The organism is Mycobacterium venezuelense, from assembly GCF_054919535.1.
Genome location: NZ_JBONDW010000014.1, coordinates 131694 through 157156 on the forward strand (window position 1 = coordinate 131694; position 25463 = coordinate 157156).

The 25463-nt window shown below is 66.8% G+C and carries 32 protein-coding genes and 1 tRNA gene; 11 read left to right on the forward strand and 22 right to left on the reverse strand.

The window, feature by feature from the left end:
- Positions 1 to 59: 59 nt before the first annotated feature.
- Positions 60 to 953: a manganese catalase family protein gene (locus ACRCUN_RS22480; RefSeq protein ID WP_462143834.1), complete on the forward strand. Its 894-nt coding sequence runs from the start codon at positions 60 to 62 to the stop codon at positions 951 to 953.
- Between the two features lie 56 nt (positions 954 to 1009).
- Here the strand turns inward: ACRCUN_RS22480 and ACRCUN_RS22485 are convergent, their stop codons facing one another.
- Entirely contained in the window at positions 1010 to 1594 is a 585-nt protein-coding gene (locus tag ACRCUN_RS22485) for a hemerythrin domain-containing protein (protein ID WP_462143835.1), read from the reverse strand.
- 89 nt (positions 1595 to 1683) lie between these two features.
- Here ACRCUN_RS22485 and ACRCUN_RS22490 point away from each other — a divergent pair, with 89 nt between their 5' ends.
- A complete protein-coding gene (locus tag ACRCUN_RS22490; RefSeq protein WP_462143836.1) occupies positions 1684 to 1836 on the forward strand; it encodes a hypothetical protein in 153 nt (50 codons plus the stop codon).
- A gap of 4 nt (positions 1837 to 1840) precedes the next feature.
- Here the strand turns inward: ACRCUN_RS22490 and ACRCUN_RS22495 are convergent, their stop codons facing one another.
- The 7 genes from ACRCUN_RS22495 to ACRCUN_RS22525 all read right to left on the reverse strand — a co-directional run bounded on the left by ACRCUN_RS22495 (position 1841) and on the right by ACRCUN_RS22525 (position 6888).
- The gene (locus ACRCUN_RS22495; protein WP_462143837.1) at positions 1841 to 2509 is read right to left on the reverse strand and encodes a phosphodiesterase; all 669 of its coding nucleotides are present in this window, start codon (positions 2507 to 2509) and stop codon (positions 1841 to 1843) included.
- A 36-nt stretch (positions 2510 to 2545) separates the two neighbouring features.
- Positions 2546 to 2785: a three-helix bundle dimerization domain-containing protein gene (locus ACRCUN_RS22500; RefSeq protein ID WP_462143838.1), complete on the reverse strand. Its 240-nt coding sequence runs from the start codon at positions 2783 to 2785 to the stop codon at positions 2546 to 2548.
- 67 nt (positions 2786 to 2852) lie between these two features.
- The gene (locus ACRCUN_RS22505) at positions 2853 to 3656 is read right to left on the reverse strand and encodes an acyl-CoA thioesterase (protein WP_462143839.1); all 804 of its coding nucleotides are present in this window, start codon (positions 3654 to 3656) and stop codon (positions 2853 to 2855) included.
- A 37-nt stretch (positions 3657 to 3693) separates the two neighbouring features.
- Positions 3694 to 4191 carry an SRPBCC family protein gene (locus ACRCUN_RS22510; protein WP_462143840.1) on the reverse strand — a complete coding sequence of 166 codons (498 nt, stop codon included), beginning with the start codon at positions 4189 to 4191 and terminating at the stop codon, positions 3694 to 3696.
- A gap of 22 nt (positions 4192 to 4213) precedes the next feature.
- Positions 4214 to 5029 (reverse strand): class I SAM-dependent methyltransferase, encoded by an 816-nt coding sequence (locus tag ACRCUN_RS22515; protein WP_462143841.1) that lies wholly within the window; start codon positions 5027 to 5029, stop codon positions 4214 to 4216.
- Positions 5026 to 5664 (reverse strand): TetR/AcrR family transcriptional regulator, encoded by a 639-nt coding sequence (locus ACRCUN_RS22520; RefSeq protein ID WP_462143842.1) that lies wholly within the window; start codon positions 5662 to 5664, stop codon positions 5026 to 5028. The genes ACRCUN_RS22515 and ACRCUN_RS22520 overlap by 4 nt, the downstream gene beginning before the upstream one ends.
- 60 nt (positions 5665 to 5724) lie before the next feature.
- Positions 5725 to 6888 (reverse strand): aromatic ring-hydroxylating oxygenase subunit alpha, encoded by a 1164-nt coding sequence (locus ACRCUN_RS22525; protein WP_462143843.1) that lies wholly within the window; start codon positions 6886 to 6888, stop codon positions 5725 to 5727.
- A 69-nt stretch (positions 6889 to 6957) separates the two neighbouring features.
- Here ACRCUN_RS22525 and ACRCUN_RS22530 point away from each other — a divergent pair, with 69 nt between their 5' ends.
- Positions 6958 to 7566, forward strand: coding sequence for a TetR/AcrR family transcriptional regulator (locus tag ACRCUN_RS22530; RefSeq protein WP_462143844.1), 609 nt, complete (start codon positions 6958 to 6960; stop codon positions 7564 to 7566).
- A gap of 5 nt (positions 7567 to 7571) precedes the next feature.
- Here the strand turns inward: ACRCUN_RS22530 and ACRCUN_RS22535 are convergent, their stop codons facing one another.
- The 8 genes from ACRCUN_RS22535 to ponA2 all read right to left on the reverse strand — a co-directional run bounded on the left by ACRCUN_RS22535 (position 7572) and on the right by ponA2 (position 15064).
- Positions 7572 to 7715, reverse strand: coding sequence for a hypothetical protein (locus ACRCUN_RS22535; protein ID WP_462143845.1), 144 nt, complete (start codon positions 7713 to 7715; stop codon positions 7572 to 7574).
- Between the two features lie 133 nt (positions 7716 to 7848).
- Positions 7849 to 7922 (reverse strand) — tRNA-Pro (locus tag ACRCUN_RS22540).
- Between the two features lie 127 nt (positions 7923 to 8049).
- Positions 8050 to 8313 carry an SHOCT domain-containing protein gene (locus ACRCUN_RS22545; protein WP_462143846.1) on the reverse strand — a complete coding sequence of 88 codons (264 nt, stop codon included), beginning with the start codon at positions 8311 to 8313 and terminating at the stop codon, positions 8050 to 8052.
- 78 nt (positions 8314 to 8391) lie between these two features.
- Complete coding sequence (locus tag ACRCUN_RS22550) at positions 8392 to 9057, reverse strand: response regulator (RefSeq protein WP_462143847.1); 666 nt, start codon at positions 9055 to 9057, stop codon at positions 8392 to 8394.
- Positions 9054 to 10211, reverse strand: coding sequence for a sensor histidine kinase (locus tag ACRCUN_RS22555; RefSeq protein WP_462143848.1), 1158 nt, complete (start codon positions 10209 to 10211; stop codon positions 9054 to 9056). The genes ACRCUN_RS22550 and ACRCUN_RS22555 overlap by 4 nt, the downstream gene beginning before the upstream one ends.
- 236 nt (positions 10212 to 10447) lie before the next feature.
- Complete coding sequence (gene cds1 / locus ACRCUN_RS22560) at positions 10448 to 11545, reverse strand: L-cysteine desulfhydrase Cds1 (protein ID WP_462143903.1); 1098 nt, start codon at positions 11543 to 11545, stop codon at positions 10448 to 10450.
- A gap of 17 nt (positions 11546 to 11562) precedes the next feature.
- Positions 11563 to 12519 carry a metallophosphoesterase gene (locus tag ACRCUN_RS22565; protein WP_462143849.1) on the reverse strand — a complete coding sequence of 319 codons (957 nt, stop codon included), beginning with the start codon at positions 12517 to 12519 and terminating at the stop codon, positions 11563 to 11565.
- Positions 12520 to 12613: 94 nt separating this feature from the next.
- On the reverse strand, positions 12614 to 15064 hold the full coding sequence (gene ponA2, locus ACRCUN_RS22570; protein ID WP_462143850.1) for a transglycosylase/D,D-transpeptidase PonA2: 2451 nt from the start codon (positions 15062 to 15064) through the stop codon (positions 12614 to 12616).
- A gap of 327 nt (positions 15065 to 15391) precedes the next feature.
- On the opposite strand from ponA2, the gene ACRCUN_RS22575 reads away from it, so the two are divergent.
- Complete coding sequence (locus tag ACRCUN_RS22575; RefSeq protein WP_462143851.1) at positions 15392 to 15718, forward strand: WhiB family transcriptional regulator; 327 nt, start codon at positions 15392 to 15394, stop codon at positions 15716 to 15718.
- Positions 15719 to 15725: 7 nt separating this feature from the next.
- Here the strand turns inward: ACRCUN_RS22575 and ACRCUN_RS22580 are convergent, their stop codons facing one another.
- Positions 15726 to 16829 (reverse strand): ATPase BagB, encoded by a 1104-nt coding sequence (locus tag ACRCUN_RS22580; RefSeq protein ID WP_462143904.1) that lies wholly within the window; start codon positions 16827 to 16829, stop codon positions 15726 to 15728.
- A 29-nt stretch (positions 16830 to 16858) separates the two neighbouring features.
- Positions 16859 to 17899, reverse strand: coding sequence for an ATPase BagA (locus ACRCUN_RS22585; protein ID WP_462143905.1), 1041 nt, complete (start codon positions 17897 to 17899; stop codon positions 16859 to 16861).
- Between the two features lie 44 nt (positions 17900 to 17943).
- Between ACRCUN_RS22585 and ACRCUN_RS22590 the strand changes: the two genes are divergently transcribed.
- Genes ACRCUN_RS22590 through ACRCUN_RS22600 form a run of 3 tightly spaced genes read left to right on the forward strand, consistent with a single transcriptional unit; the run spans position 17944 to position 19363 of the window.
- Positions 17944 to 18105, forward strand: a complete 162-nt coding sequence (locus tag ACRCUN_RS22590; protein WP_073902818.1) for a Sp36 family protein — start codon at positions 17944 to 17946, stop codon at positions 18103 to 18105.
- Positions 18102 to 18566, forward strand: coding sequence for a RidA family protein (locus ACRCUN_RS22595; protein ID WP_462143852.1), 465 nt, complete (start codon positions 18102 to 18104; stop codon positions 18564 to 18566). The genes ACRCUN_RS22590 and ACRCUN_RS22595 overlap by 4 nt, the downstream gene beginning before the upstream one ends.
- Positions 18563 to 19363 carry an MBL fold metallo-hydrolase gene (locus tag ACRCUN_RS22600; RefSeq protein WP_462143853.1) on the forward strand — a complete coding sequence of 267 codons (801 nt, stop codon included), beginning with the start codon at positions 18563 to 18565 and terminating at the stop codon, positions 19361 to 19363. Before ACRCUN_RS22595 ends, ACRCUN_RS22600 begins: the two co-directional genes overlap by 4 nt.
- 61 nt (positions 19364 to 19424) lie before the next feature.
- On the opposite strand, the gene crp is transcribed toward ACRCUN_RS22600, so the two are convergent.
- Together crp and ACRCUN_RS22610 are read right to left on the reverse strand one after the other, a co-directional pair.
- Positions 19425 to 20099, reverse strand: a complete 675-nt coding sequence (crp, locus tag ACRCUN_RS22605) for a cAMP-activated global transcriptional regulator CRP (protein ID WP_003883807.1) — start codon at positions 20097 to 20099, stop codon at positions 19425 to 19427.
- 90 nt (positions 20100 to 20189) lie between these two features.
- Positions 20190 to 20441 carry a hypothetical protein gene (locus tag ACRCUN_RS22610; protein ID WP_462143854.1) on the reverse strand — a complete coding sequence of 84 codons (252 nt, stop codon included), beginning with the start codon at positions 20439 to 20441 and terminating at the stop codon, positions 20190 to 20192.
- 189 nt (positions 20442 to 20630) lie between these two features.
- On the opposite strand from ACRCUN_RS22610, the gene nth reads away from it, so the two are divergent.
- The 4 genes from nth to marP are packed head-to-tail and all read left to right on the forward strand — an operon-like array spanning position 20631 to position 23970.
- Positions 20631 to 21311, forward strand: coding sequence for an endonuclease III (nth, locus tag ACRCUN_RS22615; protein ID WP_462143906.1), 681 nt, complete (start codon positions 20631 to 20633; stop codon positions 21309 to 21311).
- A 21-nt stretch (positions 21312 to 21332) separates the two neighbouring features.
- A complete protein-coding gene (locus ACRCUN_RS22620; protein WP_462143855.1) occupies positions 21333 to 21980 on the forward strand; it encodes a TlpA family protein disulfide reductase in 648 nt (215 codons plus the stop codon).
- A gap of 11 nt (positions 21981 to 21991) precedes the next feature.
- Positions 21992 to 22783, forward strand: a complete 792-nt coding sequence (locus ACRCUN_RS22625) for an NUDIX hydrolase (RefSeq protein WP_462143856.1) — start codon at positions 21992 to 21994, stop codon at positions 22781 to 22783.
- Positions 22780 to 23970 (forward strand): acid resistance serine protease MarP, encoded by a 1191-nt coding sequence (gene marP, locus ACRCUN_RS22630; RefSeq protein WP_462143857.1) that lies wholly within the window; start codon positions 22780 to 22782, stop codon positions 23968 to 23970. Before ACRCUN_RS22625 ends, marP begins: the two co-directional genes overlap by 4 nt.
- Here the strand turns inward: marP and ACRCUN_RS22635 are convergent, their stop codons facing one another.
- Both ACRCUN_RS22635 and ACRCUN_RS22640 read right to left on the reverse strand, forming a co-directional pair.
- Entirely contained in the window at positions 23971 to 24924 is a 954-nt protein-coding gene (locus tag ACRCUN_RS22635; RefSeq protein WP_462143858.1) for an alpha/beta fold hydrolase, read from the reverse strand.
- The gene (locus ACRCUN_RS22640; protein WP_462143859.1) at positions 24924 to 25430 is read right to left on the reverse strand and encodes a phage holin family protein; all 507 of its coding nucleotides are present in this window, start codon (positions 25428 to 25430) and stop codon (positions 24924 to 24926) included. Before ACRCUN_RS22640 ends, ACRCUN_RS22635 begins: the two co-directional genes overlap by 1 nt.
- Positions 25431 to 25463 lie beyond the last annotated feature (33 nt).

The following is a 25463-nucleotide window of genomic DNA, read 5'->3' on the forward strand; positions in this document are numbered from 1 at the left end:
GTGGCGCCGGGTACCCGCCCCCGATCTGCAGTCCCAAGACAGCCCTGGAGGTACCCCGGATGTTCATCCACAACAAAGACTTGCAATTCGAGGTCCGCGTGACCGAGCCCGACCCACGATTCGCGACGCTGTTGCAGGAGCAGTTCGGCGGTGCGAACGGGGAGTTGAAGGCGGCCATGCAGTACTTCACGCAGGCGTTCGTGCTTCGGGAGAAGAACCCGAAGATGTATGACCTGTTCATGGATATCGCGACCGAAGAGCTGTCGCATCTGGAGATGGTCGGCTCGATGATCACGATGCTGCTCGACGGGCTCAACGACGACCTGAAGATGGCCACCGAACGGTGCGACTGGATGCCGGCGGTGGGCAGCACCGACGGCCGCGATCAGATCATCCACAGTGTCGCGGTCAACCCGCTGTACTTCGCGCTGACCGGCGGCGGCCCGGACGTCAGCAACTCCCAGGGCGTGCCATGGCAGGGTTCCTACGTCAACGCCAATGGCGACCCGTCGGTGGATTTGCGCAGCAATCTGGCGGCCGAGTCGCGCGCCAAGGTGGTCTACGAGTACCTCAAGCAGTTCACCGACGATCCCGGTGTGCAGGACACTCTGACGTTCCTGATGACCCGCGAAGTCGCGCACTATCAGCAGTTCACCGCGGCGCTCAACGAGCTGCCGGTGAACTTCCCGCCCGGGCAGCTGCCCGGCGACGACCGGTTCCAGAACGTGGCGTTCAACATGTCCAACGGCGCCGGTGACGCGCGGGGCCCGTGGAACCAAGGGCAGGGCCCGTGGCCTGAGGGCATGAAGTGGAAGTACGTCAACAAGCCGGAGGAGGAATGGCTCGGTGGCAGGCTGCGCCAGAATCAGGGTGCGAAGAAGAACCCTGACGGTATCCCCGCCGTGGACAGCGAGAAGCCGTTCACGCATGAACAGCACACCGCCATTTCCTGATCGAACGCCTGCGGCCGACGCCTGTGAGGGCGTCGGCCGCAGGGTGTGTCGGTGGGTCAGTGGATCTGCGGGTCGGGCGGGTTGTCCTTCTCACGGCCGCTCGCCGCATCACGGACGTGGTCGACGATCGCGGCGGCGGTGCCCATCGTCTTCTGGACGGCCGGGTTCGACGGAGTATCGGGGTGCGGCCGGGTCGGAGCGATCTTCTTGGCCTGTTCGAGCTTGGCGCCGAGCTTCTCGCGCTCTTCGCGGCTGACGACGGCCTCGAACTTGGGCCACACGACATCCTGCTCATAGGCGATGTGTTCGCGGCCGACCTTCACGAATTCTCTTAGCGCATCGTGGTACTCGGCTTCGCCGGGGTCGCCGTCCTCGAGCCGCTGGAGCAGCTCCTTGCCGGCCTGCTCTTGTTCGATGGCCTCGTCGGCGAGTTCGTCGCCGTTGTCGAGGGCGTCGCGCACGGCCGGCCAAAAGATCTGTTGTTCTATTGCCTCGTGCTGTGATTCGGCGATGATCAGGTTGGTCACCATGGTGGCCAACCCGCTCTGTTCGGCGCCCGGCCCGCTCGGCGCGCCGTCGAGCACCTCCAACATGCCGAGGACACTCTTGTGGTCCTGGCGGAGGAACGTCAATGCATCCATGTCTAAAGCCCTTCTGCGGAAAAACAGTTGGGTGCGCATACCCCCGGCGGTCGGGTTGAAACCGGCCCGCGCCGGGTACTTCGAGTGCCATGCCACGTGGAGATGGAATCTACGACGAAGAACACGCCGACAAGTCCGAGGAGACCCATAAGGGCGGGCAACGCCCGGCAGGTAAAGAGGTTCCGGAGGACACCCCCGACGTGGACACCGGCAACGGCACCGCACAGGAACCGCCCGACTGAACGGCTACTCTGCCCCGCGACCGGATCGACTGCGTTCGTATGCGGCGCGGCGCACTTCGGCGAGCCAATGGGGCGCGAGGCTCACGCCGGGAACGGTGTGCAATGCGGGGTCGAATGGGACATCTCGGCCATGGGGGACCTTCTTCCGCAGCGCCAAACGCGCCAGCGGGCGAAATCCATCAGTGCCAGGGGCTTGTTCGATGTCGAACTCCAGGCCGGTCCGGCCCAGCTGATCGTCGACGCTGGCGAGCGACAAGCCGCCTCCGTCGAACTGCGTTGTCAGCCGGGCCCGCAGCCACCAGTGAGTTTCGCCGAACTTCAGCGGCATGAGGCTCGACAGCGTGACGTTTTGCCAAGAAGTTGTCGGCCACAACAGCATTCGCTGGCCGGCGAGTGTCGAGGCGAGCAGAATATCCCAGGGCATACCGGAGAGTTGCGGCGGCATTCGCCAGGCCAGGCCGACGATGTCGGGAAGTGAACCAGGTAGGCCGATTCCTTTGGAGACTCGGCCGACGATCTCGCATGATCTGATCGGTAACCCGTCGCCACCCGGTGCGGTTCGCTCGATCGTGCCCTGCGCCAGCACTCCGGTCGGGTGGAACAACCGGCGGTGCCGCATCGACGCGCCGACCTGGACCGGCAGGGTGACGGCATCGGAAAGCTTCACTGCCACGGGTTGCCCGCCGCGGCCGGACCACAAACGTGAGGATTAAGCGCTGACGAGTTCTCGTGCGGCAGCGGCCGTGCTGAGGTTCTCGAGTTCGGACGCCACGCGGCGTTCGACGAGCAGTGGCACGAAGTCGCGGATCACGCTGCCCTCGAAGCGATGGTGTGCGGTCTCCACCGCGGCCGACACCCGTTCGGCCGGAAATGTATTGAAACGTTTCACCAGGCGGTCCTGGACCTCGGCAATCAATTCGCTCTCGGATCGCGTCCTCATAGCCCCCATTGTCTGACCTGGCCCTTTGTCAAGTCAACGCGTCGTTCATCACAAACTTGACAGTTGTCAAGTCAAGTCAGATCCGCCAGAGCGCTTCCTGGCTGACGCTCGCCACCAGGGATCCGGCCTCGTCGTAGAGCGAACCGACCGCAAGACCTCGGGAATCGTTGTGATTGACCGAACGCACCTCGTAGCGGTGCCACGCGTCGGGCCGGAACGCGCGGTGAAACCAGATCGAATGGTCGAGGCTCGCGGCGAACCCGAGGTCGGCGGACAGCGGAACGTTCGGTGGCAGCGCGGCCGGGACCGGCCCGAGGTCCGACATGTATGCCAGCGTGCAGGCGCAGACCAGTGGGTCGTCCTCGACCCGCTCGCGGGTTCTGATCCAGAACGGCGGCACCGCGAACTCCGAATCGTCATCGGGTCTGGTGCGCAGCTCGAAGAGGTCGCCGAAGTCCAGGACATTGCTCTTGGTGACCGCGGCGTCGAACTCCAGTGCCGGGGTGCGGTCGGGTTGCCAGTCGACGCCGGGTTCGGGCTGGTGGAACGACGCGATCATCTCCAGGATGACGGCGCCGTCCTGCACTGCCGTGACGCGGCGCGTCGCGAACGCGCGCCCGTCGCGTGTGCGCTCGACGTGAAACTCGACGTCGGCGTCGTATCGGCCGCCGCGGACAAAGTAGGCGTGCAGCGACTGTGGCAGCTTGTCTGCGTCGACCGTCGCACCTGCGGCCGCCAAGGACTGGGCGGCGATCAGGCCGCCGAACAACCGCTCGACCGCTCCGCGCCGGGGTTCCCGGATCCGGAAGACGTCCCCATCTGCGTCGACGCGGTCAAATCGCAGAAGTTTGCTTATCCAGCTCGTGGTGGAGGCCGTCATCGCTGTGACGCTACCGACCGCTTGGTTGAGACTTTCGTCACGCCTGTCGTGCGAAGTACCGCTGCCCGTCGGACGCCAAACGGCCAAAGGTCGCCTTGACGGCCGGCGCGAGCACTCGGAACGGCAGCGCGAACGCCGGCTTGGGCTCCATCGCCACGATCCAGGTGAATTGCGTCTGGTCTTCGCCCGCGGGTTCGACGAGGTAGTCCTCGGCGAAGCGGCGGAGGGACGGAATGGTGGCCTCGTCCACGGTGAACGAGTACCGGCGTCCGTCGTCCCACCGGAAGAACGTCTCGTGCACACGTGCCAAGCCGGGTGCGAGGACGACTTCGCGCATGGTGCCGACACCGAACGGGCGCGGCGACAGCCAGTTGACTTCCTTGACCGACGGTCCCCAGGCGGCAAGGGACTCGTCGGAAACCAGCGACTCCCACACCCGTTCCGGCGTGGCGGCGAAACGCTTGCGGTACGTGAAGATGTGCGGTGCCGTGGTGAGGAAGTCGGCGTCGGCGGTTTCCAGAATGAAGCGGGCCATGGGGTGAGCATGCCCCAGGCGGTCAGTTCCCGAAGGTGTATCGCAGCGGGCGGCCGAGCCGGCGCAGGGCCGGAATCCGGTAGATGGCCCGCAGGAGTTTCCGGGTGAGGCCCGACAGGTGCTGATCCATGCCGGGCGCATCCGAGTACCAGAGTTCGGTGTCGAACCGCAGGCCGGGCACGGCTCGCTCAAGGTCATGCGGATCGCCGATGCTCCAGCCGAGGCGTGCGCCCGACGCCTTGACGCAGCCGTAGCGCTGCAGAAACCAAAGGCCCCGCTTGTCGTAGCCGTCGAACAGCAGCTCGCCGGACGGAAAGTGGCCCGTGATGCGGCGCAGCAACGCGACGCCCTCTTCGGCGGGTAGGTACGGGGTCACACCCTCGGCGACAACCAGCACCGGCGTGTCCCCGGCAATGTCGTCGAGCAATGCCGGATCGGTGATGGACTTGGCGATCATCGCGTAATCCGAGCCGAAGAGCTTGTGGCGCAAGGCAATGACGTCGGGAAAATCGACGTCGTACCACGTGGCCGACGGCGGCGGGGCCACCCGGAAGGCGCGGGTGTCCAGACCGCATCCGAGATGCAGGACCGTGCAGCGGGGATGGGTGTCGATGAACCGGCGGGCCCACGTGTCGTAGGCCCTCGCGCGGACCGCGAGCGACAGGTGGTCGCTGCGGCGGACCCGCAACTTGCCGAAGTCGTAGTCGATGCGTTGCAGGGCGGCAAAGGCTTCGGTGTCCTGCAGGATCGAATCAGGGCGGCGGCTTTCCATCGCCTTGCCGTAGAGCGTGGCGAGAGTCGTCTCCTGCGCTCCGGTGAGCGCCACCTTCTCGGTCATCGCTGTTGCTCCTCCTGATAGCGGTCCAAGCCACTGCGCGCCAACGACATCAGATCGGCGCCTGCGAGGTCCGGTGACATCGCGTCGAGCACGGCCGCGCTGATGCGCGTGAGTACCTGGGGCGTGAGGCCGTCCGCGCCGAGCACGCGGACCAGGTGCGGGTGCAAGATCCATACCCCGAGTCTCATCGCGACGTGTACGGCGGCCAGGGTGCGCGGGTCTTGCTGCGCGGCGCGGCCCTGTGGGGGATGGGTGGTCAGGTAATCCTCGGTGAGTGCGACGAGGTTGTCGAAGAGACTTGTCGCACCGGGTGATTCGTCGACCAGGGCGCGTGAGACGTAGCGCAGCACGATCGGTGCGCTCTGGTAGACGTCAGCGAGGTAGCCGGGATCGGCGATCGCCTCGCCGTCCACCCCTTCGGCGATGACGAGCCGCAGATAATCCATGACGAAGCCGTCACACACGTCGCGCAGGCCCTGCTTGTTGCCGAAATGGTGCGAGACCAAGCCGGGCGCGACATTCGCCTCGGCGGCGATCGTGCGGATGGTCGTCTCTTTGACGCCGTGCTCCGCGAACAGTCGCATCGCGGCATCCCGGATACGGGCGCGAGCAGTGACATCCTCGACTGGACGCATGTTCAGTAGTTTAAACAGCTGACCAGTGGACTGGTCAACTGTTCAATGGGCTTGGCGGTCCTATGCGAGCGCAACTCCGAGCTCTTGGGCGAACACCTTGATCATGTGCTGGACGGCAATCTCGTTGCGCCCGATGATCATATGGTCGTGCTGGCCGTGCCGGACCCCTTCGCCGCACTGCGGCAGCATCGCGAAGTCCTCGTCACGGACAGCGGCGTGGACGCCTTCGTAGACGGCGTCGTAGGCGGCGCGCATGTCGTCGTCGGTTGCGGGGATGCGACCCATCCAGCTGTGCCGGACGCTGCAGCGGGTCGGTTCCCCGGCCGGCAGCATGTCGATGATCTCGACGCCGACGGGGCTGTTGGCGAGGATGAGATTCGGATAGACCCAATAGATCACGCCCATGTTGGCCGACGGGTCCAGCGGGGCACTGGGATCGTCGTCGAGGTTCTTGATCCAGGTGAACGGGAAGCCGATGCGGTGGTGCTTGCCGAACTCGTCGTAGATCATCGTGTTGGCCAGGGTGTTCTGCCCGATCAGGCTTTCGCCGTGGACAAATGGGAAGTGGTAGCCCTCGGCGAAGGCCTCGAGCGCGCCCTTCCATGACACCTCGGACCGGAACTCGCGATCCGCGTGATAGCCGTAGGACTGGTAGTTCCACTGCGCCAGTTCGGGTCCGAGTGCACCGAGGTGACTGTCGAGGTCGATTGCGGCGTCCGCCGTCAGCACGGCCCAGACGAAACCGTGCCGTTCTTCGGACGGCAATTCCACCAGGCCGTAGTCCTTTTGATTCATCGAGTCGAATCCCGCCTTGCCCGGGACCATGAACAGTTCGCCGGTGTTCTTGTAGGTCCAGGCGTGATACGGGCAGACGAACCGCGACGCGTTGCCCGATCCGCACGCGGGCATCGCGCCGCGGTGGCGGCAGTAGTTGAGCAGCACATGTGCTGCGCCGGTGCGATCACGGGTCACCAAAAGCGAATCGCCGAGAACCGATCGGACGACATAGTCGTTCGCGTCGGGGATCTGCGCGGACGGGACGATCGCCAACGGAACCCGCCGCAGGATCTGCGATTCCTCGATCTCGGTGATCTTGGGGTCGCGGTAGTAGTGGAGGGGCACCCGCAGTTCGCGGTCGGCCATATCGGTCGTGCCGTTGCGCGCGTGGTGCAGAGCTCGTTGCGTGAGGACTTCATCGGTACTGCTGGCTGGGCTGCCGATCATGCGTTGACCATACATCTGGTGCCGATTGTATTGTCAAGAACCGATGTTCCTACATGCGACGATCAGGGCATGCGCAGGCATGGCTGGTCGGGTGACATGCCCGCAGACGACGACGAGGCTGCCGGCCGGATACTCGACGCGGCCCGCCGTGCCATCGACGCCAACGGAACCGTGACGGTGTCCGAGGTCGCGCAGGCCCTCGGCGTCACACGTCCCACGATCTACCGATATTTCCCGACTCAGGAAGCCTTGATGGCCGCGACCGCGGTGTCGGCAGTCGAGGGCTTTCTCGATCGTCTCGCGCGGCAACTGGGCTCGATCAGTGATCCGACCGAGGCCGTGGTCGAGGGCATCGCCTACACCTTCGAGCAGTTGCCGCACGACAAGTACCTGAGCCTCGTGATGCAGCCCGGCAAGGCCAGCGCGTTCACCGCGGGTGTGACCTCTGACCTCGCGATCGGGTTCGGCCGTTCCATCCTGCAACGCTTCGACGTCGACTGGCCCGCCGCAGGATTCGACGAAGATGAACTCGACGAACTCGTCGAGTTCATGCTGCGGATCCTGCAGTCGTTCATCGTCGACCCCGGCGGGCGGCGTCAGGGTTTCGGGTTACGCGACTTCCTGCGCGATTGGGTAGCACCCGCGGTCAAGGCCCACGCGACCGGCTGGGAAATCTGAGCCTGCTACCAACACAGAATGGTGCCCTCGGCCGGATGGTCATCGGACTCGGCTACCTCATCCGGCGGCGGCTGCTCGCCGGCCTGCCGGTAGTCAGCCAGATACACCACAACACCGCGTGGGCTTCGCCTGTCGCTGTCTCGCCTCATGGCACCTCCTCAAGTCCAGTGCAGGAAGTGTCGGGCCGGGCGGGCACGAGGACGCGAGTAGTGCGGTACCCGAATTCGAAAAAGGCCCTGACCTGGAGAACCAGGCAGGGCCTTTGACTGCTACCAACGTGAGTCGGGGTGGCGGGATTCGAACCCACGACCTCTTCGTCCCGAACGAAGCGCGCTACCAAGCTGCGCCACACCCCGTGTGAAGCCACGACAGCGTATCGCACGAGGGTGGTCGAAAGCCAAACGGTTACCGCACTGACTTTGACACCAGGGTCGTTGATCGGGCGGATCTACAACCCTGGTGTCGAAATCGACAAATCCCCGGCTAGCGACGGGTCTCGCGCAGCACGGCCAGGCGTTCGCGGTACTCGGCCTCATTGACCTCGCCCTTGGCGTACGCGTCGCGCAGGGTGCGTTCGCCTTGGCGCCCGCGGAACCGGCGGAGCAGGTAGACGATGCCGACGATCACCAGCGTCCAGAACGTGATGGGGATGAGGACGAACCACGGATTCCAGTCGTGATCGGCGAAGCGCCCGCCGTGTTCGGCCAGGAAAGTCGTTGCGCTCGGGGTGATTTCGTAGATGTTCATGCATCCAGCGTGCTGTGCGCGAACGGCGTGGGCATCGGCCCGCAGGCGTGAATCGTCATACGTGCGGGCGCGTACCCGTCAGCCCTGCCACCCCGGCCGGACCAGCCCGCTCTCGTAGGCCAGCACCACCAACTGGGTGCGGTCACGCGCGCCGAGCTTGGTCAGGATGCGGCTGACGTGGGTGCGGGCGGTGGCCGGGCTCATGAACAGCCGTTCGCCGATCTCGGAGTTGGTAAGCCCTTCGGCCACCAGGGTCATCACCTCACGCTCGCGGGCGGTCAGATCGGGCAGTGCCGGGGCGGCCGGCGTCTTGGCGTGCGCCGCGAACTCGGCCACCAGCCGCCGGGTCACCGACGGCGAGAGCAGCGCGTCACCGGCAGCCACCACCCGCACCGCGCGCACGAGCTCGGCCGGCTCGGTGTGTTTGACCAGGAACCCGCTGGCGCCTGCCCGCATCGCCTCGAACACGTACTCGTCGAGCTCGAACGTCGTCAGCACCACGACGCGGACCCCGGTCAGCGCGGGGTCATCGGCGATGGCCCGGGTGGCGGCCAGGCCGTCCATCTCCGGCATCCGGATGTCCATCAACACGACGTCGGGCCGCAACTCGACGGCGGCCGCGAGCGCTTGCGTCCCGGTCGCGGCCTCGGCGACCACCTCGATACCATCCTGCGCGTCGAGCAGCGCGACGAAGCCGGCCCGCACGAGAGCCTGGTCGTCGGCGACCAGCACGCGAATCATCATGGGGCGGTGTCGCTTTCGTCGAGAGGAAACGTCGCCCGCACGCTGAACCCGCCACCGGGAGCGCGTCGGGCGGTGAACGTGCCGCCGAGCGCCTTGACGCGTTCGCGCATACCGGTGATGCCGCTGCCGCCCTCGGAGGGTCCGTCGTTGAGGGGGCGGCCGTCGTTGTCCACCGAAACCCGCAGCTGCGCAGGATCGTAGGTGACCGTCACCTCCGCATGGGGCGCGGTCGAGTGGCGGACGACGTTCGTCAGCGATTCCTGCACGATGCGCGCGGCCGCGACGTCGATCACCGCGGGCAGGGGCCGCGGGTCACCGTGAACCGCGGTCGCGACAGTCAGCCCGGTCGCCCGGGCGGGTGCCAGTAGAGCATCGAGATCGGCGATGCCCGGTGTGGGTGCGGTGGGCTCGCCGCCTTCGGTGCGGAGCGCCGCGACCAGTGAGTGCACATCCGAAATGGCTTGGCGGCTGGCCTCTTTGATCGCTGCCAGCGCGGGGCCGGCCCGCTGCGGCTGCTCGTCGAGCAACTCGAGGGCCACTGACGACTGCACGTTGATCATCGACAGGCTGTGGGCGAGCACGTCGTGCAACTCACGGGCGATGGCGAGCCGGGCCGCCGACGCCTGGCGCTGCTGCTCTGACCGCGCCTGCAGGGCCATCGCATCGCGGCGTTGCCGGCGTGCCACCAGCACCGAGCGGCGCTGCCGCAGCCCCTCGGCGATCGCGATCAGCACGAGCAGCCACGAGCCAAGGGCACCGACGGCCTCCAACGGCGGCCCGGGAACGCCACGCAGCCACGGCACCAGCCATGCCGCCAGCCAGCCGAGCACGGGCAGCGGGTAGGTCCACCATCGCGGGCCGACGGTCGCGGCCCGCAGGAACGCCACGACAACCGACAAGAACACCGGACCCGGGCCGAAGCCGGCCAGCAGGTAGAACATCGTGATGGCCAGCACCGTCAGCAAGACCGGGTACGGATAGCGGGTGCGGGCCAGCAGGACCAGCGGCCCCGCGATCAGCAGCAGGTAGCCGAACCAGTTGAGCGGCACCCAGTGCGGGTCGGGCCCGCGATGGCGCATCCCCGTGCTGCCGAACACCTGGATGACGGCGACGACCAACGGCACCAGCCACACCACCGGGCGGCGGAGGTCCATACCGAGAACCTAGTCGGCTGCTCGACCCATCGGCATCCGCGTCGCGGCGTAGCTCACGCTGCGACTTGCGGCGCATCGGGATGGAACGGGATGTCGGTGGTGTTGTACAGACTGAGTTCATCCAAAGGACGATCTTCGGAAACGACTGGAGTAGACATGACCGCGTTGGGCGCCGCCATTTACCTGGGGTTCTTCGCCGTCGCCGCGTTGTGGCTGTTCTTGACGGCCGACGCGGATCAGGCCCAGGTGCCCGAGCGTTCGAATTCGGACAGCACCGCCGCAGGCCCGGACGGGTCGAGCCCTTGGCTGGTCAGCCACTCGGCGTCGAAGTAGGTGTCCGCGTAGCGGTCGCCGCTGTCGGCCAGCAGGGTCACGACTGACCCGCTGCGCCCGTGCTTGATCATCTCTGCCAGCAATCCGAACGCACCCCACAGGTTGGTACCGGTGGACGGTCCCACACGGCGGCCCAGCACCGCGCTGACGTGGTGTGCTGCCGCGATCGACGCGGCGTCGGGAACCGCGATCATGCGGTCGACGACATCGGGCAGAAACGATGGCTCCACGCGCGGACGCCCGATGCCCTCGATACGCGAGGACGCGCCCGTGACGACATCGTCGCGGCCCTGCGCATAAGCGGGGAAGAAGGCCGAATTCTCGGGGTCGACGACGCAGAGCTGCGTGGCATGCCTGCGGTAGCGGATATAGCGGCCGATCGTCGCGCTCGTGCCGCCCGTGCCTGCCCCGACGACGACCCACTCCGGAATCGGGTGTTGCTCCAGCCCCATCTGTTCGTAGATCGATTCGGCGATGTTGTTGTTGCCGCGCCAGTCGGTGGCGCGTTCGGCGTTGGTGAACTGGTCGAGGTAGTGCCCACCGGACTCCTCAGCAAGACGCTGCGCCTCCGAGTACACCTGCGACGATTCGGCGACGAAATGGCAACGGCCGCCTTGGGCTTCGATGAGCGCGATCTTCGACGCGCTGGTCGACGACGGCATCACCGCGATGAACGGCAGGCCGAGCAGTGCCGCGAAGTACGCCTCCGAGACCGCCGTCGAGCCCGAGGACGCCTCGATCACCGTGGTGTTCTCGCCGATCCAGCCATTGCACAGCCCGTACAGAAACAGCGACCGCGCCAGCCGGTGCTTGAGACTGCCGGTGATGTGAGTGGATTCGTCTTTGAGATACAGCGCGACATCGACGCCGTCGCACCAGGCCGTCGGCAGCGGATACCGCAGCAGATGGGTGTCGGCGCTGCGTTTGGCGTCGGCCTCGATCAGCCGCACCGCGTTGTCCACCCACTGGCGTGGCTGAGGTCGGGCGGCGTCGGCGCTGATGTTGGTTGCCTGCGCGCTCACCGCGCCGATACGGTCGGCGAGGACTGTCCCGCGCGGGTCCCGACGTGCCCGCCTCCGGTCGGCGCGGCCACCAGGGTCAGCAGCGTCGCCTCAGGACGGCAGCAGAACCGCACCGGCGCGAACGGCGACGTGCCGATGCCCGCCGAGACGTGCAACTGCATGTTGGCGCCCCACCGTGACGCGCCCTTGGCGCGCGACCGGTCGAGGTCGCAGTTGGTGACGATCGCGCCGTAGAACGGCAGGCACAGCTGGCCACCGTGGGTGTGCCCGGCGAGCACGAGTTGGTAGCCGTCGGCGGCGAAGCGATCGAGCACCCGAGGCTCGGGGGAGTGGGTAAGCCCAAGTGTCAGGTTCGCGGCCGCGTTGGCGTTGCCCGCGATGGTGTCGTAGCGGTCGCGCTTGAGGTGCGGATCGTCGACGCCCGCGACCGAGATGTGCAGCCCGGCGACCTCGAGATCGCGGCGCGTGTGGGTGAGATCGAGCCAGCCCCGCTCGGTGAACGCCGCCCGCAGGTCCTGCCAGGGCAGCGGCTCGCCGTGCACCCGGTGCTGCGGATTCGTCACGTAATTCAGCGGGTTCTTGAGCCGCGGCGCGAAGTAATCGTTGCTGCCGAAGACGAACAGACCGGGCACCGAGAGGAGATCGCCGAGAGACTGCACTACGGAAGGCACGGCCTTCGGGTGCGCCAGGTTGTCGCCGGTGTTGACGACGAGATCGGGCTCAAGGCGCGAAAGTTCACGCAACCAGCCTTGCTTGCGGCGCTGGCCGGGACGCATGTGGAGATCGCTCAGATGAAGCACGCGCAGCGGCGACGAGCCCGGCGCCAGCACCGGCATGGTCGTCTCCCGCAGCACGAACGCGTTGCGCTCGATCAGGGATGCGTAGCCGATCCCGGCCACCAGTGAGCCGGTGGCGACGGCGGCTGTCTTCTTGACTACCGATGCGGCTGACATGCACGCAGCCTACTGCCACATGCTGTGACTGACCGATTCTCGCAGCTTCAGCGTGGGCAACCGCACATCACGTCGCGGCGATCATGAATGCCGATCACGGCGGCGGCGGTGCCGGTGGCGGCGGTCCCAGAACCGGCACCGTGATGGGCGGTAGACCCGGGATGTTGACCACCGTCTGGCCGATCTCGGGCGGCGGACCGCCCGGCAACGGGAACCCGACCGGCGGCGGCGGTGGCGGCGGCGGGATGCCGTTGCTCAGCTGGATCGTGACGATCGAGCCCGGGATGGTCTGCCCACTCGGGTTGGTGCCGACGACGGTTCCGTAGCGCGAACTGCTGTTGACGAGGCTGGCCTGGTCGGCCACTTGGAACCCCGCGTCCTTGAGGCGCTGGCGGGCGGCGTTCTCGTCCAGGCCGGACACGCTCGGCACCTGCGAGCCCGGTCCGCCGTCGACGTAGCGCGGGTCGGTCGGCGGCAGCGCAACCGGGCCGAAGCTGTTGGCGATCGGCTTCATCGCGCTGAACCACGTGCGGGCCGGCTCGTTGCCGCCGAACAGGCCACCCGAACCGCACTGGCGTAGCGGGAACGAGCACAGCTCGCTCGGTTGCGTGGAGTCGTCATAGATGTAGTTGGCCGCTGCGTACTGGTTGGTGAAGCCGAGGAACGCCGAGGATCGGTTGGACTCGGTGGTGCCCGTCTTGCCCGACATCGGCAGATCCCAGCCGACAGACCCAGCGGCGGCCGCCGCGGTGCCCGGACCCTGGTCGTCCTTGCTCAGCGCGTTGGCCAGCGTGTTGGCCAACCCCTCGGGAACGGCCTGCTCGCAGGTCTCGGTGGTCACCGACACGTCGTTGCCGTTGCGGTCGACCACCTGGGCGATCGGGCTCGGCGGGCACCAGGTCCCACCCGAGGCCAGCGTCGCGGCCACATTGGACAGCTCGAGGGCATTGACCTCGATGGGCCCCAGCGTGAACGAGCCGATGTTCTGCCGTTTGACGAAGTCGGCCAGGCTCTCGTTGCTCTCGGGGTCGTAGTCGCGCGCGGTTCCTGGCAGCGCGTACGACCGCAGGCCGAGCCGGACCGCCATGTCGACGGCACGCTGCACCCCGACCTGCGAGATGAGTTTGGCGAACGCGGTATTCGGCGATGTGGCCAACGCGTCGGTGACGCTCATCGACCCGCGGTATCCGCCTGCGTTGCTGACGCACCAGGTGGCCGCCGGGCAACCGGGGCGGTCGCTACTACCGAGACCCTTGGCCTGGAACTGGGCCGGGACTTGCAGCTGGGTGTTGATGCCCATGCCCATTTCCATGGCAGCGGCCACAGTAAAGATCTTGAACACCGATCCGGCGCCGTTGCCGGCGAGCGAGAACGGCTGCGGCTGCATCGTCTCGCCGGCGTCGGTGTTCAACCCGTAGGTCCGGTTGGACGCCATCGCCAGTACGGGGTGGGAGTCCTTACCCGGTTTGACGACGCTCATGACGCTGGCGATGCCGTCGATGTCGGCAGGTGCGTACTGGTTGATCGCCGATTTGACGGTGGACTGCACATCGGGGTCGAGCGTCGTGCGGATCAGGTAGCCGCCCTTGGCGACCTGATCCTTGCTGATGCCGGCCCGTGCCAGGTACTCAAGTGCGTAGTCGCAGAAGAACGCGCGGTCGCCTGCTGCGATGCAGCCGCGCGGCAACTCGTTGGGCTGCGGCAGGACGCCCAGCGGCTGCTCCTTGGCGGCCCGCAGCGCCTCGGCCTCCTGCGGGATGTTCTCGATCATGGTGTCGAGCACAAGGTTCCGGCGGGCCAGCGCACCGTCGGGATTGGTGTAGGGGTTGAGCGCGCTCGTGGACTGCACCATGCCGGCCAGCAGCGCGGCCTGCTGCCAGTTGAGCTCCGAGGCATTGACGCCGAAATAGGTCTGCGCGGCGTCCTGGATGCCGTAGGACCCGTTGCCGAACGACACCAGGTTCAGATAGCGGGTGAGGATCTCGGGCTTGGTGAAGGTCTTGTCGAGCGTCAGTGCCATCCGGATCTCGCGCAGCTTGCGGGCCGGGGTGGTCTCGATGGCGGCGCGCCGCTCGGCGTCGGTCTGGGCGACCACCAGCAGCTGATAGTTCTTGACGTACTGCTGCTCGAGCGTCGAACCGCCGCGGGTGTCCAGGTTGCCCGACAGATACCCGGACAGGCCGGTCAGCGTGCCCTGCCAGTCCACGCCATTGTGCTCGGCAAACCGTTTGTCCTCGATCGAGACGATGGCCAACTTCATGGTGTTGGCGATCTGCTCGCTCGGCACCTCGAACCGGCGCTGCGAATACAGCCAGGCGATGGTGTTGCCCTTGGCGTCGACCATCGTCGACACCTGAGGTACCTCACCCTCGACGAGCGCCGCCGAACCGTTGGCAACCACATCGGAAGCCCGGTTGGACATCAGCCCGAATCCGCCCACCACGGGGAACATGAAGGTGGCCGCGAGCACGCTCGCCAACAGGCAGCACCAAGCAAGCTTGATGACCGTGACCGCGGTTGGCGGTCGACTCGGCGGCTCCGGCATGGGTACAGACTAACGAGCTTGCTGAGGCCGTTTCCTGGCGAGCGGGTCCATCGCCTTACCAGAGTTCTCGCTGGAAAACGCCGACAACGGCCAGAAGGGCGGTCAGACGGCACGGCCGTCCCAAAAAAGGGGGTCGCAAACTGTTGCGTAAATACCCGCTGACCACCTAGCTTGGACACACAGTGCGATCCAGGTAACACACCTCGACGCAATGTGGCGTAGATCGCATCAGCGTTCTACACCGGAGGGCTCGCAGCCCGCCATCAGGGGTAGATGGCTGGAACGAAGGGATCGCTGGTGTCAGGTACACGGACTGTCGCAGGCAAGATGAGCATTCCCACTCCGACCTCCAATTTGGTCCACAGCGGTGAAGCCGAGGCGAGAATTGCATGGGTATCGCAGGCGCGATGCCGGCAGGCCGATCCTGATGAGTTGTTCGTGCGGGGGGCCGCGCAGCGTAAAGCCGCAGTTATCTGTCGGCACTGCCCGGTGATCCTGGAATGCGGGGCCGATGCCCTCGACAACCGCGTGGAGTTCGGAGTGTGGGGAGGCATGACCGAACGGCAACGCCGCGCGCTTCTCAAGCAGCACCCTGAGGTGAACTCCTGGGCGGACTTCTTCGCCGCCCAGCGCAAACATCGAAGCGCTGTTTGAGCGAACCCTATGCGGGTTCGGCGACGCCGGTGATCTGATCGGCGATCGCCCGCAGCGCTTCCAAGTCCGACACGTCGAACGGCAGTGACGGCACACCGACGATCGCCACATGCGGATTGGCGCCGGTGAACCGTGACAGCAGCCGCACCTCGCGCTTGGCCGTCTGTGCCCGGTCTGCGTGGATGCGAAGGACCGCGGCGGGCAACGAATTCGGATCGTCGGCCGCGAGTTCGTCGGCGGCTTCTTCGGCCTTGTCCGCGTGCAGATCGCACAGTGTCGGGTGCGTGCGGTTCAGGATCAGCCCCGCCAGCGGCATGCGCTCGCTCGACAGCCGGTCGACGAAGAACGACGCCTCGCGCAGTGCGTCGGGCTCGGCGGCCGACACCACGACGAACTGCGTGCCGCGGCGCTTGAGCAGCTCGTAGGTGCGGTCGGCCTTCTCCCGGAAGCCGCCGAACGTGGCGTCCAGCGACTGCACGAAACCTGCTGCGTCAGAAAGCATTTGCGAACCCAGCACGGTCGACATGGCCTTCATGGCCAGCCCGACGGCGCCGGTCACCAGCTTGCCGATACCGCGCCCGGGCGCCAGCAGCAGTTTCCACAGCCGGCTGTCCATGAAGCTGCCCAAGCGTTTTGGTGCGTCCAGGAAGTCAAGGGCGTTGCGCGACGGCGGCGTATCGACCACTACCAGATCCCACTTGTCCTCGGCCAGCAGCTGGCCGAGCTTTTCCATCGCCATGTACTCCTGCGTGCCCGCCAGCGAGGTCGCCACGGTTTGGTAGAACTGGTTCTCCAGGATGGCGTCGGCCCGATCTGTGCCGGAGTACTGCATCACCATCTCGTCGAACGTGCGACGCATGTCCAGCATCATGGCGTGCAGTTCGCCGGTCACCTCGGGGGCCAGCGGAACCCGTTGCGGCGTATTGCCGAGATCCTTGATTCCGAGGGCCTGAGCCAGCCGCTTGGCGGGATCGATTGTGAGGACCACGACGGTCCTGCCGTATTCGGCGGCGCGCAGCGCCATCGCGGCCGCCGTGGTGGTCTTGCCGACTCCGCCTGCGCCGCAACAGACTACGACGCGGTTGGCGGTGTCGGAGAGAATCGAGCCCATGTCGAGGGCCGGCGGTTTGGTGCTCACGCTTATCTGACCCCCTGGGCGGCAAGTTCTTCGGCGAGTTCGTACAGGCTGCCGAGGTCGACACCGTCGGCCAGCGCAGGCAGTTGCAGCCGCGGCACGTCGAGCGTGTCGAGCACCTCGGCGCTCTCACCGCGGGCGGTGATCCGCGTCGCGTGCTGGATCGCCTCGGTGAGCAGTCCGGCAAAATCGTTGTCGGACAACGTGATTCCGGCTTTGGTGAGACCGGCGCGGACGGTGTCGGCGTCCACGTCGCCTTCGGCGGCCTTCGCGAGGTCTTCCGGTGCGAGGTAGGCCGGGATGTTGCGGTTGACGATCACACTGCCGATGGGCAGGCCGAGCTCGTTGAGCTCGTCGATCGCCTCCAGCGTCTCCTGGATGGGCAGCGCTTCGAGGAGTGTCACGAGGTGGATCGCCGTCTGCTCGGAGTGCAGCAGCTTGACGACGCCTTCGGCCTGCGAATGCACCGGCCCGCCCTTGGCGAGATCGGACACCGCCTTGGTGACGTCGAGGAAGCGCGAGATGCGCCCCGTCGGCGGCGAATCGACGACGACCGCGTCGTAGGCGGTGCGCCCGGACTTGCCGGGTTTCGCATCCTTGTTGCTTCTCGTCACGATCTCTTTGATCTTGCCGGTGAGCAGGACGTCGCGCAGACCGGGCGCGATCGTGGTCGCGAACTCGATGGCGCCGATGCGGCGCATGGCCCGGCCCGCGAGGCCGAGGTTGTAGAACATGTCGAGGTATTCGAGGAAGGCCGCCTCGATGTCGATGGCGAGTGCGTTGACCTGACCGCCGCCCTCGGCGGTGGCGATCTTGACTTCCTCGTAGGGCAGCGGCGGCACGTCGAAAAGCTGCGCGATGCCTTGGCGTTCCTCCACTTCGACGAGCAGCACCCGGCGACCGCCCGCGGCGAGCGCGAGGGCCAGCGCCGCGGCGATCGTGGACTTGCCGGTACCGCCCTTGCCGGTCACGAAATGCAGTCGCGCCTTCGTCAGCCGCGACGGCCAGCCGACATGTTTGGCGCCGCTCTCTGTGGTAGCCACCAGTGCATGCTAACCAAGCTTGACCGGCTGACCGATAGGCTCAACGCATGACCGAACCGACCCGGTGGGAATACGCCACGGTGCCGTTGTTGACCCACGCGACCAAACAGATCCTCGACCAGTGGGGAGCCGACGGATGGGAGCTCGTTTCCGTGCTTCCCGGGCCGACCGGTGAGCAGCACGTCGCCTACCTCAAGCGGCCCAAGTGAGCGCGCCGGCATGGTCTGAGCGGTTGTCCGAGCTGGGCATCGAGCTGCCCGAGGTGGTTGCTCCTCTGGCCGCGTACGTGCCTGCCGTGCGGACCGGCGACCTCGTCTACACCGCTGGTCAGCTGCCCATCCAGGGCGGTGAACTGCTGACGACAGGCAAGGTCGGCGCCGAGGTGAGTCCCGAGGACGGCAAGGCGCTCGCGCGGGTCTGCGCACTCAACGCCCTGGCCGCGGTTCACGCGCTCGTCGGTGTCGATGCCGTGGTGAAGATCGTCAAGGTGGTCGGCTTCGTCGCGTCGGCTCCCGGATTCAGCGGCCAGCCCGGCGTCATCAACGGCGCGTCCGAACTCTTCGGTGAGATCTTCGGCGAGGCGGGCGCGCATGCCCGGTCCGCCGTAGGGGTGTCCGAGCTTCCGCGCAATTCGCCGGTCGAGGTCGAGATCATCGCCGAGGTGTCGTGACCGCTGGGGCGGATTTGCAGCACCCGGCCTACGGGCTGTTGAGGCCGGTCGTCGAAACAGACACGGTGTCGGCCTCGGTGCTGCTGTGCAACAACCCCGGCGTGATGACACTCGAGGGCACCAACACCTGGGTCCTGCGTGGTCGAGGCAGTGACGAGATGGTCGTGATCGATCCTGGGCCCGACGATGACGAGCACATCGCCCGCATCGCCGACCTGGGCAAGATTTCGCTGGTGCTCATCAGCCACAAGCACGAGGACCACACCGGCGGCATCGACAAGATCGTCGACCGCACCGGTGCCGTGGTCCGCTCGGTCGGCAGTGGATTCCTGCGTGGCCTCGGTGGTCCGCTGACCGACGGCGAGGTGATCGAGGCCGCCGGGCTGCGAATCACCGTGATGGCCACGCCCGGTCACACCGCCGACTCGTTGTCGTTCGCGCTCGACGACGCCGTGCTGACCGCAGACACGGTGCTCGGCCGCGGCACGACCGTCATCGACAGCGAGGACGGCAGCCTGCGCGATTACCTGGATTCGCTGCACCGGCTCAAGGGCCTCGGCAGCCGAATGGTGCTCCCCGGCCACGGTCCCGAACTCGCTGACCTCGAGGCGGTCGCGGCAATGTATCTGGCGCATCGCGAAGAGCGGCTCGACCAGGTCCGTGGCGCGCTGCGGGACTTGGGCGAGGACGCTAGCGCCCGCCAGATCGTCGAGCACGTGTACACCGACGTCGACCAGAAACTGTGGGACGCCGCCGAGTGGAGCGTGCAAGCGCAGCTGGATTACCTGCGCGGGTAGCCAAACGTTTTAGGCCGCCAACTTTCGTTGACGGCCTAAAAGTTGGCTTCGGGCGGACGCGCTACCGCGCGCGGCGCGCCAATCGCTCGCTGTCGGAGATGAGCACGCTCTTGCCCTCCAGTCGGATCCAACCGCGGTGGGCGAAGTCGGCCAGTGCCTTGTTGACCGTCTCGCGGGAGGCGCCGACGAGCTGGGCGATCTCCTCCTGCGTGAGGTCGTGCGTCACGCGCAGGGCGCCGCCCTCCTGGGTGCCGAACCGCTGGGCCAGCTGCAGCAGCTGCTTGGCGACGCGACCGGGCACGTCGGTGAAGATCAGGTCGGCCAAGTTGTTGTTGGTGCGACGCAGGCGGCGGGCGAGCACGCGCAGGAGCTGCTCGGCGATCTCGGGTCGGTCGGCGATCCAGGCGCGCAGCGCGTCGCGGTCCATCGAGACCGCGCGTACCTCGGTGATCGTGGTGGCGCTCGACGTCCGGGGGCCCGGGTCGAAGATCGACAGCTCACCGAACATGTCCGACGGACCCATGATGGTCAGCAGGTTCTCGCGGCCGTCCGGCGAGCGGCGGCCGATCTTCACCTTGCCGGAGATGATGATGTACAGCCGGTCGCCGGGCTCGCCCTCGGCGAACACGGTGTGCCCGCGCGGGAAGTCGACGGGCTGCAACTGCTTGGTCAGCGCCGATACGGCGGTGGGTTCGACTCCCTGGAAGATTCCGGCCCTGGCCAGGATCTCGTCCACGTTGCCCCTCTTAAGCTATTGGGTGGTAGTTACCTCAAACTGATAATTCCTGATCAGTCTAGAGGTATGCGGTTTTACGACTAGCTCACGCTACACACGATTGGCATGTCGAGTCGCCCGAAACTCCGGATTGATCGTGTGCTCGACGTACCGCAGCGTCGGCAAACGGTCACTGTCGAGGTCTGCCGGCAAGGTCTTGACCGGAGCGGGCGGCGGCTGCGGGCGCCGTTGCGGACCGCGGGCAGGGGTTCGGTCACGGGCAAGTCCGGCTTCGAGTCGGTCGAGCCCGAACGTCGCCAGCATGAGCAACCCTGGGATGAGCGCCACCAGCAACCACGACACAAGGCAGTAGTAAACACGCCGGAGGTCTCAGCGGGGTCACGAATTGTCACCGGTCGGATCCGCGGTTTGTCGGCGGAGGTAAGTACCCTGACATGCGTGACAGCGGGTGCCGCCCGAGCAGGCAAGACAGCACGTCCCAAGAAATGGGACACCGAGACGCACCTCGGTCTCGTTCGTCGTGCCCGCCGGATGAATCGTGAACTGGCCCAGGCTTTTCCGCACGTGTACTGCGAACTGGACTTCACCAACCCGCTCGAGCTGGCGGTCGCCACGATCCTGTCCGCCCAGAGCACCGACAAGCGCGTCAACCTGACGACGCCCGCGCTGTTCAAGAAGTACCGCACCGCGCTGGACTACGCGCAGGCCGATCGCACCGAGATGGAAGAACTGATCCGGCCGACGGGGTTCTACCGGAACAAAACCACGTCGCTGATCCGGCTGGGGCAGGAGCTCGTCGCCCGGTTCGACGGCGAGGTGCCGAACAACCTCGACGATCTGGTGACGCTGCCCGGCATCGGCCGCAAGACCGCCAACGTCATCCTCGGCAATGCCTTCGACATCCCGGGCATCACGGTCGACACCCACTTCGGCCGCCTGGTCCGGCGCTGGCGCTGGACGGCCGAGGAAGACCCCGTCAAGGTCGAGTTCGCGGTCGGTGACCTCATCGAGCGCAGCGAGTGGACCTTGCTCAGCCACCGCGTGATCTTTCACGGCAGGCGGGTCTGCCATGCGCGTAAACCGGCGTGCGGCGTGTGCGTGCTCGCCAAGGATTGCCCGTCCTACGGCACCGGTCCCACCGATCCGCCGACCGCTGCCGCGCTGGTCAGAGGCCCCGAAACCGAGCACCTGCTGGCGCTGGCCGGCCTCTGAGCCGCGTTCGATGGACACAACATGAGTGTTTCGACCAGGTGGACCGTCGCCGTTCTGGTGGTTTTGGTCGCGCTGGGGACCGCCTTCTGGCTCGAGCTGCGCGGTGACGACCCGTCGCCCACGAACGGAGCCGGCCCTGCCACCGCGCGCGACCACCGCGACGCCGACACCCCCGAGGCACTCGAAGGCCCGCGCGCCCGCGCCGACCTGCCGCCCTGCCCTGGCCCGGGGACAGGGCCCGGTCCGGAGGCCCTGCGCGGGATCACGCTGGAATGCGCCGGTGACGGCACCTCCGTCGACGTTGCCACTGCGCTCGCGGGGCGGGCGGTGGTGCTGAATCTGTGGGCGTATTGGTGTGGGCCGTGTGCCGACGAGCTGCCCGCGATGGCCGAATATCAACGCAGAAACCCCGACGTGCTGGTGCTGACCGTGCATCAGGACGAGAACGAGACGGCCGGTTTGATCCGGCTGGCCGAACTCGGTGTGCGCCTGCCGACGCTGCAGGACGGGCGCCGACTCGTCGCGGCCGCGCTCAAGGTGCCCAACGTCATGCCTGCGACCGTCGTGCTGCGTCCGGACGGTAGCGTTGCCGAAATCCTGCCCCGTTCCTTCGTCAGCGCCGACGAGATCGCGGCGGCGGTCGAGGAGAAGATCCACTCGAGTCGATAGGAGCATGCGGGGTGAGTTCGACGCCCGACGGGCTTCTGCCCGATGCGGCCCCGGCGTGGCTCAAGCCGCTCGTCGACAATCTCGATGGAGTGCCGCGCGCCTATCGCCGGCGGGTACCACCTGATGTGCTCGCAACGATCGTCGAGGCCAACAATCAGGCGGCGCGGGTCGGCGCGCGCCGGGACGCCGCGGTGCTCGTGCTGTTCTCCGGGCCGTCCGATGCCCCGCCCGGGGAGCTGCCCGACGATGCCGATCTGCTGGTCACGGTCCGGGCGTCGACGCTGCGCCACCACGCCGGGCAGGCCGCCTTCCCCGGCGGAGCGACCGATCCGGAGGACGACGGGCCGGTGTCGACGGCCTTCCGGGAAGCCACCGAGGAAACGGGCATCGACACCGCGCGGCTGTATCCGCTGGCCACGCTGGAGCGCATGTTCATCCCGCCGTCGGGTTTCCATGTGGTTCCGGTGCTGGCGTATTCGCCCGATCCCGGCCCGGTGGCCGTCGTCGACGAGTCCGAGACGGCGGTCGTGGCACGGGTTCCGGTGCGTGCTTTCGTCAATCCGGAGAATCGACTCATGGTCTACCGCGACGCCAACACGAGCCGTTTCGCCGGCCCGGCGTTCCTGCTCAACGAGATGTTGGTGTGGGGTTTCACCGGTCAGGTCATCTCGGCAATTCTCGATGTCGCGGGCTGGGCAAAACCGTGGAACACCGACGATGTCCGGGAACTCGACACCGCAATGGCGCTCGTCGGGCACAAGAACGGCTACGGTGAAGCCCACCGTGGAACTGGAATTAGATGACACCCTCGATTTGGCTTGATTTCGCCGTACTCGCCATCGGCTTCGTCGCGGCCATTTCCGGCTGGCGCTCCGGGGCGCTCGGCTCGCTGATGTCGTTCATCGGCGTCGTCCTCGGCGCCGTGGCCGGGGTGCTGCTGGCGCCGCATGTGATTCCGCATATCAGCGGTGACCGCACAAAGCTGTTCGCGACGTTGTTCCTGATCCTCGCGCTCGTCGTGGTCGGCGAGATCGCCGGCGTCGTGTTGGGCCGTGCGGTGCGGGGCACCATCCGCAACCGCCTGCTGAGGGTTTTCGATTCGGCAGTCGGGGTCAGCCTCATGCTGGTGGCCGTCCTTGTGGCGGCCTGGCTGCTGGGAAGCCTGCTCACGTCGTCGGATCAACCGAACCTCGCCGCGGCGGTCAAGGGTTCGCGCGTATTGACCGAGGTCGACAAGGTGGCGCCGAGTTGGCTGCGCTCGGTGCCCAACCGGCTGTCGGGCCTGCTGGACACCTCCGGTCTGCCCGACGTGCTCGAGCCGTTCGGCCGCACGCCGATCGTCAACGTCGACGCGCCTGATGCCGCACTGGCCACCGACGCCGTCGTGGCCGCGACGCGGCCAAGCGTCGTCAAGATCCGCGGTATCGCGCCCAGCTGCCAGAAGGTGCTTGAGGGCAGCGGTTTCGTGGTGGCACCCAACCGTGTCATGTCCAACGCCCACGTGGTGGCCGGGGCTGACAGCGTGACCGTGGAGGTCGACGGTCAGACGTACGACGCGGGCGTGGTGTCCTACGACCCCAACGCCGACATCTCGATCCTCGACGTGCCGAATCTGCCGTCTACACCGCTGCCGTTCGCCGATGCCCCCGCACCGCAGGGCACGGACGCGGTCGTGATGGGCTTCCCCGGCGGCGGCGATTTCCTGGCCACGCCGGCGCGGGTGCGCGAGATCATCGAGCTCAACGGACCCGACATCTATCGGACCACCACGGTCACCCGTGAGGTCTACACCGTCAGGGGCACGGTGCGGCAAGGCAATTCGGGTGGGCCGATGATCAACCGCAGCGGCAAGGTGCTCGGTGTGGTGTTCGGCGCGGCGGTCGACGATGTCGACACCGGCTTCGTCCTGACCGCCAAGGAAGTGGAGCGTCAGCTCGCCAAGATCGGCAACACGCAGCGGGTCGCCACCGGGACGTGCATCAACTCCTGATCAGCTGCGGTGCACTTGCGCGAGGAATCGCCCGAGCTGTTCGTTGACCGCGTCGGGTTGTTCCTCGTGGCCGAAATGGGCGGCGCCCGCGATCGATACGTAGCGCCCGTGCGGCGCGAAGTGCTGAGTCCGGTACACCGGATCGGCCAGCACGTACGGGTCGGCGTCGCCGCGCAGGTGCAGGACGGGCACGTTGACGGGGCGTTTCATCGACCGCATGAACCGTCGGCCTTCTCCGCGCAGCTGGCTGCGCACCGCCCAGCGTTGATACTCCAGCGCCGAATGCGCCGCACCCGGTATCTGGATCGCCCGGCGCAGGTGTTGCATCGATTCGGAGAAATCCTGACTGTCTTGCCATTTCGCGCCGGCCCTGGTCCGGATCAGCCGTTCGAGTTCGGCGGCGTCGTGGCGGGTGAGGGCATGTTCGGGCCACATCGGCACCTGGTAGCGCAGCATCCACGGCAGCAGCGCGCGGCCCTGGTCGCGCCGGGTGAGCACCGACGCGCGCAGCGCGACCGGATGCGGTGAGCTCACGACGGCGATCGCCCGCACCACGCGGGGATGCAACAGGGCGGTGGCCCAGCAGACCAGCCCGCCGTCAGCATGGCCCACGAGTGTCGCGGTCTTGTGCCCGAGCGCTCGCACCAGCCCGGCCGTGTCGCCGGCCAGCGTCCAGCCGTCGTAGCCACGGGGCGGTTTGTCACTGCCGCCGTAGCCGCGCAGGTCCACCGCCACGATGCGTGCGCCGGTCAGCGCCTTGAGCTGATGGCGCCATGACCACCAGAAGGACCCGAAGCCGTGCAGCAGGATGACGAGCGGCCGGTCGATGCCGGCCACCGCATCCGAGCTCTCGCCCGCTGCCTCCACGACATGGAACCGAATGCCGTTGGCGTGCACCTGGAGATGACGCCATGGCCCGTCGATGCGGGTGACCGACGGGTCAGGTGGGGGCATTACCAGCCTGACGGGTCGGTGGCTGCCTGCTGGCCGGCACCGATCGCGGGGTTCTTGTCGTGGCCTGGAGTCAGCGCTTCGCGCGTTTCCTTGACCGACTCGATCGTTTGCCGCGGCCCGCGGATGCGTCGCACCTTCAGATAGCCGAACACCGCCAGAGCGGCCGTGACCAGCACCATGATGCCGAACACGATCAGGAAGGCCACCCAGCGCCACAGCCACGTGTCGAGGAGTTCGGCCAGGAAGAAGAAGAAAAAGAACGTCGAGTAGAACAGCACCACCAGGGCCGCGATGAAGAAGACGCTGCCCGTGAGCCCCTTCTTGACGTCGCGCGTGATCTCGGCTTTCGCCAGCTCGACCTCGGCGCGCACCAGCGTGGACACCTGCGCGGTGGCATCTTTGACCAGGTCCCCGATCGACGGGTCCGGCTTCGGGGCGTGCGGATCCACCAACGGAATCGAGGTCACCGTCGCCGGAACGCCGTTCTTGCGGTCGCCAATGCTCACGGAAACTTCCTCCCCGGATCCAATGCGTTTTCG